At 40.5% G+C, this 17,338-nt stretch carries 13 protein-coding genes; 7 read left to right on the forward strand and 6 right to left on the reverse strand.

The window, feature by feature from the left end; all coding sequences use genetic code 11:
* Positions 1-55 precede the first annotated feature (55 nt).
* Entirely contained in the window at positions 56-1,288 is a 1,233-nt protein-coding gene (locus AN944_RS11200) for a response regulator (protein ID WP_055024704.1), read from the reverse strand.
* Between the two features lie 19 nt (positions 1,289-1,307).
* The gene (locus tag AN944_RS11205) at positions 1,308-2,429 is read right to left on the reverse strand and encodes a beta-ketoacyl-ACP synthase III (protein ID WP_055024705.1); all 1,122 of its coding nucleotides are present in this window, start codon (positions 2,427-2,429) and stop codon (positions 1,308-1,310) included.
* A 370-nt stretch (positions 2,430-2,799) separates the two neighbouring features.
* On the opposite strand from AN944_RS11205, the gene cysK reads away from it, so the two are divergent.
* The 3 genes from cysK to AN944_RS11220 all read left to right on the forward strand — a co-directional run bounded on the left by cysK (position 2,800) and on the right by AN944_RS11220 (position 8,434).
* Positions 2,800-3,765, forward strand: coding sequence for a cysteine synthase A (gene cysK, locus AN944_RS11210; protein ID WP_055024706.1), 966 nt, complete (start codon positions 2,800-2,802; stop codon positions 3,763-3,765).
* A 320-nt stretch (positions 3,766-4,085) separates the two neighbouring features.
* Positions 4,086-5,159, forward strand: a complete 1,074-nt coding sequence (locus tag AN944_RS11215) for a methyltransferase (protein WP_055024707.1) — start codon at positions 4,086-4,088, stop codon at positions 5,157-5,159.
* 596 nt (positions 5,160-5,755) lie between these two features.
* Positions 5,756-8,434, forward strand: coding sequence for a TonB-dependent receptor (locus tag AN944_RS11220; protein ID WP_055024708.1), 2,679 nt, complete (start codon positions 5,756-5,758; stop codon positions 8,432-8,434).
* 80 nt (positions 8,435-8,514) lie between these two features.
* Here the strand turns inward: AN944_RS11220 and yfcC are convergent, their stop codons facing one another.
* Together yfcC and AN944_RS11230 are read right to left on the reverse strand one after the other, a co-directional pair.
* On the reverse strand, positions 8,515-9,993 hold the full coding sequence (gene yfcC / locus AN944_RS11225) for a putative basic amino acid antiporter YfcC (protein ID WP_055024737.1): 1,479 nt from the start codon (positions 9,991-9,993) through the stop codon (positions 8,515-8,517).
* Between the two features lie 307 nt (positions 9,994-10,300).
* Entirely contained in the window at positions 10,301-10,729 is a 429-nt protein-coding gene (locus tag AN944_RS11230) for a MarR family winged helix-turn-helix transcriptional regulator (protein ID WP_055024709.1), read from the reverse strand.
* Between the two features lie 101 nt (positions 10,730-10,830).
* Here AN944_RS11230 and AN944_RS11235 point away from each other — a divergent pair, with 101 nt between their 5' ends.
* On the forward strand, positions 10,831-11,346 hold the full coding sequence (locus AN944_RS11235) for a DUF2798 domain-containing protein (RefSeq protein WP_055024710.1): 516 nt from the start codon (positions 10,831-10,833) through the stop codon (positions 11,344-11,346).
* An 89-nt stretch (positions 11,347-11,435) separates the two neighbouring features.
* The gene (locus AN944_RS11240; RefSeq protein WP_055024711.1) at positions 11,436-11,762 is read left to right on the forward strand and encodes a DUF3861 domain-containing protein; all 327 of its coding nucleotides are present in this window, start codon (positions 11,436-11,438) and stop codon (positions 11,760-11,762) included.
* Positions 11,763-11,964: 202 nt separating this feature from the next.
* Here AN944_RS11240 and focA read toward each other — a convergent pair whose 3' ends face one another.
* Positions 11,965-12,966 carry a formate transporter FocA gene (focA, locus tag AN944_RS11245; RefSeq protein ID WP_082419993.1) on the reverse strand — a complete coding sequence of 334 codons (1,002 nt, stop codon included), beginning with the start codon at positions 12,964-12,966 and terminating at the stop codon, positions 11,965-11,967.
* Between the two features lie 649 nt (positions 12,967-13,615).
* Between focA and pflB the strand changes: the two genes are divergently transcribed.
* Together pflB and pflA are read left to right on the forward strand one after the other, a co-directional pair.
* Positions 13,616-15,898: a formate C-acetyltransferase gene (gene pflB / locus AN944_RS11250; protein WP_055024713.1), complete on the forward strand. Its 2,283-nt coding sequence runs from the start codon at positions 13,616-13,618 to the stop codon at positions 15,896-15,898.
* An 86-nt stretch (positions 15,899-15,984) separates the two neighbouring features.
* Complete coding sequence (pflA, locus tag AN944_RS11255) at positions 15,985-16,719, forward strand: pyruvate formate lyase 1-activating protein (RefSeq protein WP_119969429.1); 735 nt, start codon at positions 15,985-15,987, stop codon at positions 16,717-16,719.
* Positions 16,720-16,737: 18 nt separating this feature from the next.
* On the opposite strand, the gene yfbV is transcribed toward pflA, so the two are convergent.
* Positions 16,738-17,181, reverse strand: a complete 444-nt coding sequence (yfbV, locus tag AN944_RS11260) for a terminus macrodomain insulation protein YfbV (protein WP_055024715.1) — start codon at positions 17,179-17,181, stop codon at positions 16,738-16,740.
* Between the last annotated feature and the right edge of the window lie 157 nt (positions 17,182-17,338).

Genomic DNA, 17,338 nt, shown 5'->3' on the forward strand with positions numbered 1-17,338 from the left:
AAAAAGGACTGCCGAAGCAGTCCTTTTTTATAACTATATAAACAATAAAGCGAGCTTATAACACCACTTTATTTCGTCCAGCTTCTTTTGCTTCATACAAACACAAATCAGCACGATGTAATAAAGTATCTAAGTTAGTATCAGTCGACTCCGCTTTGGCAATACCACAACTAAAACTAATCGTTAGCTCACCCGCGTCAGTTATAAAAGGCTGAGAATTAACTTGCTGTCTAAATTTATCCATCACTGTGAATGCACGGTCACCATCAAGTCCTTTAAAAGCCACGACAAACTCTTCACCGCCAAACCTTGCAACAGTAAAGTGTTGTCCGAAAGCATTTTTAAGTCGTTTAGCAAACTCAAACAACACTTGATCGCCCACATCATGTCCGTGAGTGTCATTAACCTTTTTAAAAAAGTCGATATCAATTAAACCCAATGCAAATTGACCAGCATCAGAGACATCTTTTTCATGTTGGGTAAAAAAGTAACGTCGAGTATAAGCTTTAGTTAAATAATCACGGTTAGCTTGTTCCCATAAACTGCGGATCATGTCTAATGAGTCAAGCGTATTTAACACACGGCAATGAAACTCTTCGTGGACAAACGGCTTTTGCAAAAAGTCATTAGCGCCATTCTTGATGAAACGTGCAGACAGACTTTCATCCGTATCATTTGAAAGACCAATAATGGCTAAATCTTCACGGCTAAACTTTTCGCGTACTTTTAGAATTAACTCGAAGCCATCAACATTAGGCATGTTGTAATCAGTGATCAGCAATTGAATATCAGGAGTTTCATTTAATACCGTTATTGCCTCTGCGCCATCACAGGCTTCGAGCACAGTAAAAAGTTGCTGCTCAAGTAAAACCTTAACGAACTTACGACTCACTACTGAGTCGTCTGCCACCAACACTTTGACATGTTGATTTTGATCCAACCTCGCCACAAGCTTAACCACGTACTCATAACTGAATCGATTTTCTTTTAACACGTAGTCAGCAATACCCAATTTAAGCAATTTTTTACGCTGACGAGCATCGAGGTTTGAAGATAAAACAATACAAGGAGTTTGGTAAGACATCAGCACCAGCTGGGCAATTTCGCCATCTGGTGCATCTGGTAGGTTCAATTCGGCAACCACAACAAAATAGGAATGTTGTTCTAGTAAGGCATTCGCTGATGAAACATCTGCCGCAATATCAACTTCACAATGCAGCTCTTGCATTAACAAATGCCGAAGTACTTTAGATACAGCTTCGTTATCTTCAACAATCAATATACGCAATTAATTCACCTATTTATTATTAGGTCTTTTCTAAAATGATGCTCCCAATAGAATAGCCAGCACCAAATGAACAAAGCAGCCCTAAATCACCAGTCGTAAAATCTTGATTATATTTATGAAATGCAATAATCGACCCGGCTGAAGCAGTATTAGCATATTCATCCAACACCACTGGGGCTTTCAATTTTGTAACATTATCACCGAGAAGTTTACGAACTACAAACATATTCATATTAATATTTGCTTGGTGGAGCCATAACCTCTTAAATTCATTGGCTTGGATCTGCTCTTCTGCCAGCTGTTTATCTAAATGTTGGTAGATCATTGGCAATAATTCTTTGAATACTTTTCGACCTTGCTGATGGAATAATTTATCAGGTTTTTCAGCATTGTTCGGATCGCAGCGGTTAATATGGCCAAAATTACTGCGGATATTATTAGAAAAATCGGTAAAACATTGGCTAGAAAGTACATTAAATGCATGTTCAGATTGAGCAAGCGATGCACGTTCAACCACAACAGCTGTTGCCACGTCGCCAAAAATGAAGTGGCTGTCCCTATCCCGATAATTCACTTGCGGTGAGCAAATCTCAGGATTAATGACTAATACTCTTGATGCAGTACCTGATTGGACTGCATTTACAGCATTAACAATCGCAAAGGTCGCCGATGAACACGCCACCAGCATGTCATAGGCAAAACCTTTAGTGCCCATTGCTTGTTGAATTTCAATCGCAATAGCAGGATAAGAACGTTGCGTGTAAGCACATGCCACAATCACCAAATCAATATCTTCTGCATTAAGCTGAGCTTGTTCTAATGCTTGTTGAGCGGCTTTAATGCCAATTTCAGCCTGCATTGAAAGCGCATCTGATGGTTTATCTGCAATTAATGGCATCATCACTTTAGGATCTAAAATCCCATCTTTGACCATCACATACCGGCTTTTAATCCCTGATGCTTTTTCAATAAACTCAGCTGAAGAATGCGATAAAGCGGCAAGCTCACCAGATTCAATTTCGGTACTGTGCTGCGCATTAAATTCGTCTACATAGGTATTAAAACTTAACACTAACTCTTCGTTACTTACGCTAAATGGCGGTGTGTAAAGGCCGCTACCTGAAATAACCACTTTGTTCATATTAGATCTGCCGTATCAATTTGGTGAAAACAACAATTCATCTCGGTGTTGAACCTTGAGCTGAAGCTTACCTGCTGAACAAGTAATGACTTTATTCATTACACCCAATAAGAAAGGATAAATTGCGCTTTTGTAATGTCAGTCTATTACTATCTTTAGTAATCGCTAAGCACAAAATGCTGATTTAGCGATGGTCAGACCATCGAGCTCATTGAAGCGTGCTTAACTAAGACATTGTTATATAAGCAGATGCTTTATTATTATAATTGAGTTAACTTTAATAACTAAAAGGAATAACGAATAACAAAGTATCACTGTTAAAGCCTCTTAAACCGATTATCATTAGACAATGCCAACATAGGAGCAAACCATGAGCAACATTTACGAAGACAATTCATATACGCTAGGTAATACCCCACTAGTGCGCCTTAATCGAGTAAGCAATGGTAAAGTGTTAGCCAAAGTTGAAGCACGTAATCCAAGTTTCAGTGTTAAGTGCCGTATTGGTGCGAACATGATTTGGGATGCTGAGAAAAAAGGCACCCTAACAAAAGAAGTAGAATTAGTAGAGCCAACTTCTGGTAACACAGGTATTGCACTTGCATATGTTGCAGCTGCTCGTGGTTACAAACTTACCCTTACTATGCCAAACACAATGAGTCTTGAGCGTCGTAAGTTGCTTAAAGCACTTGGTGCTAACCTTGTGTTAACTGAAGGCGCTAAAGGTATGAAAGGTGCGATTGATAAAGCCGAAGAAATTCGTCAATCAGATCCTGCTAAGTACTTAATTCTTGGTCAATTCAGTAACCCAGCTAACCCTGAGATCCACGAGAAAACAACGGGTCCAGAGATCTGGAACGATACTGATGGTGACGTTGCAGCATTTGTAGCAGGTGTTGGTACTGGTGGTACTATTACAGGTGTAAGTCGTTACCTTAAAGCACAGAACAAAGATATTGTTTCTGTTGCAGTAGAGCCTGTTGACTCTCCTGTTATTGCACAAGCAAAAGCAGGCCAACCACTTCAACCTGGACCACATAAAATCCAAGGTATTGGCGCAGGTTTTATCCCTGGTAACCTAGATTTAGAGATGGTTGATTTAGTAGAAGCCGTCAGCAACGAAGATGCTATTGCTATGGCTCGTCGCCTAATGGAAGAAGAAGGTATCTTAGTGGGTATTTCTTCAGGTGCTGCAGTTGTAGCTGCAAACCGCATTGCTGAAAAGCCAGAATTTGCAGGCAAGAACATTGTTGTAATCCTACCATCAGCTGCAGAACGTTACCTGTCATCTGCACTATTTGCAGGCGCATTTGGTGACAGCGAAAACGTACAATAATAAACAATCAAAGATTGTTTTAATAAAAGCCCAGCAATTGCTGGGCTTTTTAATATCTATAACATTTCACAAGCATCACTTAACCTGTTTCAAAAACGACGAACGCTGTTCATTACAACAATTTGTCCGTCGCATTCTTAGTACACCGACATTGAAGAACACTTCTGATTGTCGCTATCAACTCCTATACTAAACATTGATAACCAAGATTAATTCGCTGTCGTATCGATATTTTTTATAACTGTAGAGCTAGATCAAAATTTGCTTTTGTTGTGTCTGATACTATCGCCGAAATTTTCTAATCATCCCAACATCCCTATATGTCTTTTTACCAATCTCCTAAATCTATATCCGCTTATGACGCTAAGTTTGAAGCCCAAAAAATTGCCTTCGCTCCTGTTAGTTTCCAAGTGGCCCGTTGTTTAAGCCAGTTTGGCTTACTTGCACAAATCGATAAAGCTGGAGAAGCGGGTATCAGCCTTACAGAATTAACTAACAACAATGACCTTTCTGAATACGCCATTCACGTGTTACTGGATATGGGATTAAGCATGGGGATATTTTGGTGTAAAGATGAGTTATATCGATTAGATAAAACAGGATATTTCTTACTGCATGACGATATGGCATCCAAGAACCTGAACTTTATCCATGATGTTTGTTATCAAGGTTTATTTGAGCTAGAAGCATCGCTTAAACAAGGAAACGCAGCGGGATTAAAACACTTAGGAGACTGGGACACCATTTACCCAGGATTAAGCCAACTGCCAGAACAGACAAAACGTAGTTGGTTTGAATTTGACCATTATTATTCAGACCACGCATTTGACAGTTTACTGCCAATGATTTTCAAATCTAAGCCACAACATATAGTCGATGTCGGTGGTAACACAGGTAAATGGGCATTCGCTTGTACTGGCTATGATGCCAACGTCAACGTCACCATCATGGATCTACCAGGGCAACTGGCCGTAGCGATGGAGAACGCACGCAACAATATGGTCAATGATAGAGTGTTTCCATTTGAAACAGACCTATTAGACCCAAGCAAACCATTTTTTGAAGGCGGTGATTTATACTGGATGAGTCAGTTCTTGGACTGTTTTTCAAAGCAGCAAATTATCACCATTTTAAAACGCACAGTTGCCGCAATGAAACCTAACAGTGAACTGTGTATTTTAGAAACTTACTGGGACAGGCAACCTTACGAGGCAGGAGCATATTGCGTAAACGCCACATCACTTTATTTTACCGCAATAGCGAATGGCTATAGCCGCATGTATCACAGTAAAGATATGTTAAAGATGATCAGTGAAGCTGGTCTTTACGTTGATGAAGACATCGACAATATTGGCTTAGGGCACACCTTATTACGTTGTAAGGTAAAACCATAGGCTAAACTCCACATTGTTTACACTTATCAAACTGTAACACCATTGAGTAATTACGTTAAAATCTCTCCATATTGGCAAACGCTTGAATTAAATTTAACATTTACATTCAAGCGATATTGCCTACAAATCCAGTAAACACCTGCCATACAGCGCTTGTTAAATAGTGATTAACCTCACAAAATCAATTTCGCAACATTAAATTTAACGCCTTTTCACTAATACATTTTGCAACATCTTCAAACGTCACCACTTTAGTTGAAGCTAATTATGCGTGACATTTCTTTACCGTAGCTACACAAAAAATCCACATTTGCGTTCAAAAAACAACCCGAGCGAGCTTTATCTATTCAGTTACACCCTCTTATCGTTCGTAACAAGATGTGACACCAAACACTTATGTTAATTTCAGAAACAAAAACAAGACATAATCACTACAAAAATAACAACTCACCCCTGTAACAGCCATGTTGCCAATGTTATTTAAGTATGATTTTATCCACCTTCCGCAAAGACCTGTTAACCCCATTTACAAGTCAACAAAGAGATTTACTAATTAAAAACGCGGCTTTGATAAAATCAATATAGGAAGAGATGAGATGCAGCTTAATTCAAAAGTAGCCAATGCAATTCGCATAGCATTGGTTGGCGGAGCATTCACCGCAGCGATAAGTTCTCCAGTAGTGCTAGCTGCTGAAGAAGGTGCAGATGTAGAACGCATTCAAATTACTGGTTCACGTATTAAACGTACCGACTTAGAAACAGCGACACCTGTCACTGTTCTTAGTGCAGACGATATGGCAAAGCAAGGATTTACCACTATCCAAGATGCACTGCAAAACTTAACGTCGACCACAGGAGCCATGACAACTCAAGAAGTCCATGGTTTCACTCCTGCAGCATCTTCAATCAGTTTACGTAACGCAGGTGCAAGCCGTACATTAACGCTTATTGATGGTAAGCGCTTAAATCAGTACCCAAAACCAGCAGGCGGAACGGATAACTTCGTAGATACAGCTAATTTACCAATGGAAGCAGTTGAAAGAATTGAGGTTCTTCAATCTGGTGGTTCTGCAGTTTACGGTGCAGATGCTGTTGGCGGTGTGATTAACATTATCTTGAAAAAAGATTTTGACGGTGCAGCCCTTAAATATCGTCATGGCGATACTATGGAAGGCGGCGGAATGAATGATCGTATCGCGCTTTCATTAGGTTCTTCAAACGAGAAAGGCAACGTATCAACCTTCATTGAGTTCAGTAGCAATGAAGCATTACAAGCTACAGATCGTGAAAACTTCGGTTTACACACAGATAAAGTGCCACACAGTGACTACTCACAATACAGCTCTTATGGTGCGCGTATTGCCGGTACAGGCACAGGGGCTCGTTCACTGTCGCCTCAAGAATGTACTGATGGCGGCTTCTTCTGGGATGATGCACGCAGCATTTGTGGTTTTGACCGTTCAGAATGGCGTGACTTAGAGCCAGAAAGCTATCGCTTTATCAGTACAACCAACTTTAACTATGAACTATCTGACGATATAACTTTCTTAGGTCGTCTTGATTTTGCTAACGCTAAATCAACCACCAACTTTGAACCAATGGCAATTGATGATTACGATATCAATGTTTCAGGTGATGACTTAACCGTGAGCTACGGCGATTTGATGAGCAAGACATTTAGCAAATCAACCGGGCTTGGTGGTGACTTCGCTAATGCTACTGATGGCGATTACTACTATGTTCGACGTCTACACGAATTTGATAACCGTAGTGGCGAAACGAACACCAATAACTACTTTTTCTCAGCAGGTCTTCAAGGCGTTTTAGCTGATGAGTACGATTGGGATATGTCTGTAAACTACGGTCGTACCAACGTCGATGTTTATCGCAGCGGTTTTGCAACTGTTGGTGGCATGTTCGATTACATCACAGCAGGTGAAAACGGTAATTCATTACTTGAAAACATGTCTGACGAAGATGTTGAAGCAGCGTCTTACTCTCCATTTGAGCGTGCTCAGTCTACTCAAAAGAACGTTCAAGCAAACATCACAGGTATGGCGTTTGAAATGCCTGATGGCGATGCGATGTTTGCATTTGGTGCTGAATACACAGAACAAGACTATGAAACAGAATCTGATTCTGAAACCCAAAATGGTTCAGTGCTAACAACAGGTGGTTCATCTGGTGCTGGCGAACGTGATTTCTGGGCAACTTATGCAGAATTAAGTGTCCCATTAATGGACGAATTAACAATCGCTGCGGCGCTTCGTTACGATCACTACAGCGACTTTGGTGGTAATTTATCACCACAAGTAACCGTAGAATACCGTCCTGTTGACGAGTTATTGGTTCGTGGTTCTTGGAGTAGCGTATTCCGTGCCCCTGATATGCACCGTGTATACGGCGATGCGACAAACGGCTTCACTACAGTTATCGACTTTAAACAGTGTCAAGCAATGGGCGGACAGCCTGGTGTTACTAACCCAGATCCAACCATCAATGAAATTTGTAATGAGCTTCACATTGACACCACAACTGGTGCAAACAAAGATCTAGAAGCAGAAACAGGCTACACAGCTAACATCGGTGCAGTTTGGGGTGGCGATAGCTTAGAAGCATCGATTGACTTATGGGAATGGAAACTTGACGACATGGTAAGCGATATTAGCGCTTCGACTGCCGCTCAAGAATACGACACCTATGAAGATATGATCACTCGTGATGCAAGTGGCACAATCACTCACATCAACACTGTGGCTCAAAACTTAGCGTATCAAAAAGTACGTGGTATTGATTTAACAGCTGGTTACAGCTGGGACTTCAATGATATGGGTGAATTACGAGTTAACTTTAATGGTACTTACATTTTGTTATCTGAAGGTCAGTTAAACCCAACTTCAGATGTTGATGACGACATTGAAGACGGCGGATTACCTCAGTACCGTGCCAACATGATCTTCACCTACTTCATTAATGACTTTGAAACCACGCTAGGTGCTTACCATACAGCACGTATGCACGGTGTGTCTTACAGCTCATTCATTGATGATGACGAGTTCAGCGAAGAAGATTTAGAAGTCGCATCACAGACTAAGTGGAATCTAACATCGGCTTATAACTTCACAGATAACATGAAGTTAACGGCTGGTATCGTCAACCTATTTGACGTAGGTCCTAACTTTGACCCAACTAACACATCATGGCCTCACTACCCTCGTAGCGTCTACAACGCTCGCGGACGTGAATGGTTTGTTGAAGGTGAAGTTAAGTTCTAACGTTAATGTAATACAACTTTAAGTGTCTCCCGACTCTAACGGCATCAAAAGTATCTGATGCCGTTTTTTTATGGCTTTGATTAACTAAACCCAAAGTAATGAGCAGCAACAACCGTCATACTAGATAATACAAATAAGCCCACCATAAAGCGCCAAATAAACTTAAACCAATTGCCCCATTCAACACGACATACCCCTAACGTCGCCATTAAAGAAGCAGACGTTGGTACCAATACATTGGTAAAGCCATCACCTAATTGAAACGCTAACACCGCAACTTGACGGGTCACTCCGACAAGATCAGCAAGAGGCGCCATTAAGGGCATAGTTAACGCTGCTTGACCAGAGCCTGAGGTCACAAAGAAATTAAACACCGACTGAAACAACAACATAAACCAAGCTGAAAGTGCTGTAGGTAATTGGCCAATGACATTCCCTGCACTGTGCAAAATAGTGTTCAGAACACTCGGTTCAGCAGCGCCAGCACCGCCGAGTAATAACAAGATGCCAGAAGCACAACCTACCAATACTGCAGGCTCAAGCATCGTGCCTGCACCTTGCTTAAAACTCACTGCAACCTTATTCATATTTAAACCATTTAGGTTAAATACAACCCCAATCACCCCCACGATAATTCCCATCGTAAAGAACTGGCTAGCAATTTCTGGAATAAACCAAGCATGTGCAATCACGCCCCATATCACCCAGGCAATTGTGCCTACTATAGTCAGTAGCACTAAAATATCACCAAGATTAAAACGACTGTCTTTGACATGACCTTGCTGGTTATCACGGAAAAATTGATCCGACTCGTAACTAAAAGATGCTGTTGGCGTTTGTTGAATTTTACTTGCATAACGCATAGTAAAAGCAATACCAATTAGCGTGAAACCAAGCCACATTATGGCACGAACACCTGCACCAGAAAGTACAGGCACCCCAGCAATGCCTTGTGCAATTGCCACACTAAATGGGTTCATCCAAGAGCTGGCAAAACCAATTTGAGTTGCAACATAAGTCACCATCACAGTACAGATGGAGTCGTAACCTAATCGAATCATTAACGGGCAAATAATAATCGCAAATGCAATTGCCTCCTCGCCCATTCCAAATACTGCGCCGCCCAATGAAAACAAACTGAATATCACCGGAATAAAGAGTTTTTCATTGCCTTGAGTTTTATCAATTAACCGCAAAATACCGTTATCTATGGTGCCCGTTGCCATCACGACACCAAAGGAGCCTCCAATGACGAGCATGAACATAATCACACCGATGGCGCTGCCCCATTTAGAGCCAGACACCATACCTTCAAAGGCAAAATTAAAAAAGCCAACCTCGCCATGGCCTTTAAACAACGAGATAGGCTCAACTTTAGGCTCGCCAGCGTCATCTAAAGCATATTGAAACGAATTAGGGTCGATTACCGTGCGTGTTTTTTCTGCTCCGTCGATAACATAATGAGCATCTAGAGTAGAAAAAGAACCGATAGGGATAATATAGGTCAGCAACGCAGCAGCAAGAGCAACAAAAAAGATAATCACCAAGGTATCTGGCATCTGCTTTGTGGTGTTACCCGTCAAATTGGTGGAATGTGCTTGAGGCGAATTGCCTTGGGATGAGTCGGAAGTTACTGGTTCTTGATGTGGCGAATTCATTTACAGTCCATTTTTAAGTTATTGTTATATGGATTAATGCCAACACATTAGGCATTTTTACGACACTGGCATACTACAATAGCTAATAAAAAATTCCCATATGCTTTGAAATCGCACCGAAAATAAACCGTAATTGAGTTATTGAACCACAGCATTAGCTGTCGAGTGACAGTCTGATTTTCAGTGAGATTTAAGCAGCGATTCAAATTCACTTTGTATTTAAATTAACCACCATTTTTTGCGCAACAGTTTGAAAAAGAGTTAATTCATCATCAGCTAGCCCTTGCGTCATTTGTTGATATATCTGTTTATCAATCTGATTAATCTTACCCATAATACACTGACTTTCTTCGGTTAAACGCAAACATTGACTGCGCTTATCTTCTGGGTTCGGCTCTTTCACAATCAAGCCCTGAGTGATTAACGTGTTCAGTAATCTTGTTACCTGGGCTTTATCTCGATTTAAGAAGTTAGCAATGTCTATCGCTGTACACGGTGATTTTTTATTAATTATTTTAAGCACTCTGACATGCATTGGCGCCACATCTATATCAAGTTGTTCAATATTATCATGCAGTTGCCTTTTCAATACATGTACTAATTGAAACAAACCTTCTAAGGATTTTCGATCTTGCATAATTCACCTCCATCAAAAACTAGTTGACATTATCAACCAAAAAAGAATATAGTTGACATTATCAACCAAATTAAGCCAAATCACAAGACAGGAGGATAACAATGAATCCACAAGCCGTAATGACCTCTTCGCAAATTGAACAAGTTAATGAGCCTAAAGTGGGTCAACAAAAAGCCTCGATTATCGTAAAAATACTCACAGTTATGGGAATGATGTCACTCATGGGCGGCACATTAACAGGCTTCATGACTTATATAAATGTTGGCTTGAGTGACACCTTTTTTGCAGACTGGTTTTCTGCTTTTGCTTTAGCTGCGGTCACTATCATGCCAATCGGTTTTACATTAATGGTGGTACTGACCAAACTCACCGAGAAATACCTGCCTCATACAAGTGAAAAAGTACGCAATGTATTAATCGGTCTCACGATGGCCTGTCTTATGGAATCGGGCATTGCCTTATCAACTGTCATTAACAGTATCGGAATCAATGATATGTCTGTCCTGCTTTCTGCATGGTCGCAAACCGTGCTGGCAGCCTTACCCGTTGCTCTTGTCATGATGATAACCGTCTCATTAACGATAAAGCCTAAAGTCGAAGCCATTCTTAAAAGCTAACCTTGATTTTAGCCTGGTTATTCAAAACATCATCAGTCATTTTTTATCGTGATAAATCCAGTATCACACTACATATAAAGGTATTAATTATGAATACGATTTTACGCAAAGGTCATCAGTACCGTATTACGATTGAAGAAATCAATCTAGCTGATAACCAAACCGGTCAAACGTTAGATTTTGAATTTCAAGATAGAGAAGATGTACTGAATGTCGTTGAAAAACTGCAAAAAGGCAGCGGCCTTGAGCCTCAAGAAGCCACTAAAGTGGCATTGGGATTAAGATTATTGGGCCCGATAATGATGCAAAACCGCAAGCATCCACTATTCGCCGAGTTTATGCCACATTTTAAAAACTTTATGCATCATCTAAAGAGCACTGTTAAACAGGCAGTAAAGCAGCAAGCGATTAATTAATGTGCCATAAGTTTGTAAGAGGATTAATGGTAGATCGCCTAATTATAAATTGTCTAAATGTAAATCACTTAGCTGTAAATAGCGTTGTAACTGGCGATGCTAACATCGATCGCTCTTAGCTGATTTAAATTGGTTTTGAATGAATCAATACAAAAAGCCCAGCATTTGCTGGGCTTTTTAAAAGAGGGTAATTTGATAACGTTTATCTTAGCGAATCTTTTTGTTCCGCTTTAGTCACTAAGGACCCATGACTCGCACCCTGCGAACCAATAGTTAACTGCCCTTGTTGTACTAACCAAAAACCAAGTCCAATAAAGACCCCACCACCAACAATATTACCTAATGTCACAGGGATAAGGTTATTAAACACAAAGCTTAATAAAGTTAAGTCAGCATATTGTTCTGGGTTGATATTAAGCGCAACATAAAAACTTTCAGGAGCAAAAGCATGAATCGCAACCCCTAATGGCACCATAAACATATTCGCAATGCTATGTTCAAAACCACTACTGACAAACATTGCAACTGGCAGCATCATTAATAATGATTTGGTCAGTAAATCTTTTGTCGCAAAAGTCATCCAAACCGCTAGACATACAAGCATGTTACATAAAATGCCTAAAGTAAAAGCTTGTACCCAAGTATGGTGTATTTTATGTTGGGCAATATTAAGTGCATTTAGCCCCCACTGCCCGCCATTTAACTCGAACATGCGTGACATCATAATCAGAAGCACCATCAATAAGGCGCCAACTAAGTTGCCTGCATAAACTCTCGCCCAGCATTGCAATTGGGTCGATGTTTTCACTTGTTTTTGTGCCCAAGGGATTGAGGTTAATACCGTACTGGTGAACAACTCAGCTCCACACACCACTACTAAAATTAACCCTAAGCTGAAAGCCAAACCGCCAATAAAACGAGTCATTCCCCAATCACTGGTGCTTCCCGTCGTCACCGTGACATAAAATACAAAGGCAATGGCAATAAAAGCACCAGCAAAAATCGATAAAGTAAAAGATTGCCAAGGGTTTTTGGCTATTTTGGCTAAGCCAAATGATTCAGCTTGCTGATAGGTCGAATTTGATGGCGCTGGGGAGGTATTCACTGTTTTCGGCGGGCAATTAACCTGCTCATGCGATGTTGGGGTTATCTCATCGGCAATTTCAGCGTCTTGCTGTTGATCTTGCCCAGTTAATTTTTGCATAAAAACCTCAAATCGCTTTTTAAAAATAAACAACACTTACCATGCACATTTTAGGCGTATCAATATCATGCAACGAGTGTTGTGATAACCATTATTGAAACCAAAAATAAACATGCATCACTCTTATCAAGACTCACAAAAGTAAATTGGTAAGACCAAGATTACCAGTATCAAAACTCAATCACTTTTGACAAATTTACAATTAAACATCGCTAATAAACTATCAGCTTATCTAAAAAATGCTATATATCAGTATAGCAAATCATCATCACAACAAGAAAGCATGACAAAGTGTACATTTGGAGTGTCGCAAGGGTAGTCACTCTTGGCTAAATAGAAAACTGTTTGCTCAAAAAGTGTTACCCAGCTAACATTTTTGTCGATATCTTACTCAATTTTGATTTAATTAAGTGATGTTGCATAGAAGCTATGATAATATTCACCAGGTAAATTGGTCTTACCAATTTATGATTTAACAAATTTTCGCTGACATTGTAAAAATATTATGGTGCTAGCACACAGATTAGATGCCCTTGCAATTATCCATTAATAGGGGTCTCAATTTTTTGAACTGCCAGCTTGGTTGTAACAGTTATCCATTACCATTAAATGGCAGATCAACAGTTAATTGACGAGAAGGTAAAATACCATGACCGATAAAACAGAATTATTTGCAAACGCTTGGCAAGGTTTTGAAGCTGGTGATTGGAAAACTGAAGTTAACGTTCGCGATTTTATTCAGAAAAACTACACTCCTTATGAAGGCGACGAGTCTTTTCTAGCTGGTGCTACTCAAGCAACTACCACACTTTGGGACAAAGTGATGGAAGGGATCAAGCAAGAGAATAGCACACATGCCCCTGTTGATTTCGATACTGAAATGGTATCAACCATTACCTCTCATGACGCTGGTTACATTAACAAAGAGTTAGAAACCATTGTTGGTTTGCAAACTGATGCTCCTTTAAAGCGTGCCATGCTACCTAACGGTGGTATTCGTATGGTTGAAGGTTCTTGCAAAGCTTATGACCGCGTACTAAACGAAGACATCAAGTACACCTATTCAGAGCTACGTAAAACACATAACCAAGGTGTTTTCGATATTTACACCCCAGAAATCATGGCATGTCGTAAATCAGGTGTATTGACTGGCTTACCTGATGCATACGGCCGTGGTCGTATCATTGGTGATTACCGTCGTATCGCGCTTTACGGTATCGACTACCTAATGCAAGATAAGTTTGCTCAATTCTCTTCACTTCAAGCTGGTTTTGAAGCGGGTGAGGATTTATCAAACACGATGCAATTACGTGAAGAAATTGCAGAGCAACACCGCGCCTTAGGCCAAATGAAAAAAATGGCTGCAAAATACGGCTGTGATATTTCATTACCTGCGACCAATGCTAAAGAGGCCATCCAATGGACTTACTTTGGTTACCTTGCCGCAGTGAAAAGCCAAAATGGCGCAGCAATGTCTTTAGGCCGTACTTCTTCATTCCTTGATATCTTCATTGAGCGCGATATTGCTAACGGTGTATTAACTGAAGAACAAGCGCAAGAAATGGTTGACCATTTTGTGATGAAGTTGCGTATGGTGCGTTTCTTACGTACTCCAGAATATGATGAATTATTCTCAGGCGACCCAATTTGGGCAACTGAATCAGTTGCAGGTATGGGTCTAGACGGCCGCACTTTAGTCACTAAGAACAGCTTCCGTTTCTTACATACCCTATACAACATGGGCCCAAGCCCTGAACCAAACATTACTGTTTTATGGTCGAATGCGTTACCACAAGGATTTAAAAACTACTGTGCAAAAGTATCTATCGATACTAGCTCTATCCAGTACGAAAATGACGACCTAATGCGTCCAGATTTTGAATCTGACGATTATGCTATTGCATGTTGTGTTAGCCCGATGATTGTGGGTAAACACATGCAGTTCTTTGGTGCTCGCGCTAACTTAGCAAAAACCATGCTTTACGCCATCAATGGCGGTGTGGATGAAAAGTTAAAAATCCAAGTCGCACCTAAAGCAGATGCCATCACTTCAGATGTACTTGACTTTGATGATGTAATGAACCGTTTAGACGGCTTAATGGATTGGTTAGCAACACAATACGTGACAGCGCTTAACTCTATACATTACATGCACGACAAATACTCTTACGAGTCTGCATTAATGGCGCTTCATGACCGTGATGTACGTCGTACTATGGCATGTGGTATTGCAGGTCTTTCTATTGCAGCGGATTCTTTATCTGCAATTAAGTTTGGCACTGTTAAGCCTATTCGTGATGAAGATGGTATTGCTATTGACTTTGATATTTCTGGTGAATATCCGAAGTTTGGTAACAACGACCCACGCGTAGATGACATAGCTTGTGATTTAGTTGAACGTTTCATGGCGAAAATCCGTACTAAGAAAATGTACCGTAACGCTATTCCAACGCAATCAATCTTAACCATTACCTCTAACGTGGTTTATGGTAAGAAAACAGGTACGACACCTGATGGGCGTCCTGCTGGCGCGCCATTTGCTCCAGGTGCAAACCCTATGCATGGCCGTGATGAAAACGGTGCGATTGCATCACTTACATCAGTAGCGAAACTGCCTTTTGCTCATGCACAAGACGGGATTTCTTATACTTTCTCTATCGTACCAAATGCGTTAGGTAAAGATGAATTAGGTCGCCGCGCCAACTTAGCATCATTAATGGACGGCTACTTTATGAGTAACGCCAATAGCGAAGGTGGTCAGCATTTAAACGTTAACGTGATGAACCGTGAAATGTTAGAAGATGCCATCGTTAACCCTGAGAAATACCCTCAATTAACCATTCGAGTTTCAGGTTACGCTGTTCGCTTTAACGCTCTAACACCTGAACAACAGCAAGATGTAATTACACGTACTTTCACTAAAGGCTTGTAATAATTCTTAAAATTGGTTGTACTTAACTTTATTAGTGTTTCATTAATAAAAACGAGTACAACCTCTTTTTTTGCTTGTTTGGAGACATCATGACCACAGGTCGTATCCACTCTATAGAATCATTTGGTACCGTTGATGGTCCAGGTATTCGTTATGTCGCCTTTATGCAAGGCTGCCTAATGAAATGCCAATACTGCCACAATCGCGATACGTGGGATTTAGACGGCGGCAAAGAAGTCACTGTTGATGAACTAATGAGCCAAATCATTAGTTACAAACCTTTCCTACAATCTGGTGGAGTAACTGCCACTGGTGGTGAAGCTATCCTTCAAGCTGAATTCGTTAACGAACTTTTCAAAGCATGCAAAGCTAATGATCTGCATACCTGTCTTGATACCAATGGTTTTGTGCGTAAATACACGCCCGTCATTGATGAATTACTCGACAATACCGACTTAGTGTTACTTGATATAAAACAAATGGATGATGCTAAGCACATCGATTTAACCAAGGTGAGTAATCAACGAACATTACAGTTTGCAAAACATTTAGCGAAACGCAATCAAAAAACCTGGGTGAGATATGTGGTAGTTGATGGTTTTACTGAGGATATTGACTCAGCTAAAGCTTTGGCAGACTTCATACAGCCTATGGAAAACGTTGAAAAGGTAGAATTATTGCCTTATCACCAACTTGGCACGCACAAGTGGGAAGCATTTGGTGAAAGCTATTCGTTAACAGACATTAAGCCACCCAGCAAAGAGACTATGGAAGCCATAAAAGCTGTCTTTACTGAGCGTGGAATTAAAGCAGATTATTAATCGTTGGCGAGCAAAGACTTACAGTTGCTCCCAATAACTTTTATCTAAACGTTCAAATGCCATTTTGAGTATCAACGCCATATCTAAATAACACGCTTTAGCCCCAAGGGGTTGGCAAGATATGCCCATTGAACTCATTTTGGCGGTTAACTGATTTGTCCAATCAAATAAGGTTATTGGCAAAGGATGACGGGCACGCCAGCCCAGCCAGAGTAAACCTTGGATAGGCAAACTGATAAAAAATAGCATTAAGGCAATAGCTTGGGGTAAAAACGCCCAGCCATTAACATACACTTGGCTACAAGCAGCCAAGATAGCAAATAACGGCATCAATAAAATGCCAAGATGGGTTGCTCTGACAACACGATATTCAGGGAAATAAAACCCAAGTTGCCGAACCATAGGCCACGTCTTCATGTAACGTCGACCGTCACCTATGATTTTGAACACGTTTACGTTCAACGGTATGCCCTACAAGTTAGAAATATATATGCACCATAGCACACAGCGATATTGAGCCCCAAATTTACGGTAAATTTATCGGCTGTTTAGTAAATCATTAACTATGATTGATAGTTGAAATAACACATTTCACATCAATTTTAATTTTGCTCGATCA

This window comes from Shewanella sp. P1-14-1, assembly GCF_001401775.1.
GTDB lineage: Bacteria > Pseudomonadota > Gammaproteobacteria > Enterobacterales > Shewanellaceae > Shewanella > Shewanella japonica.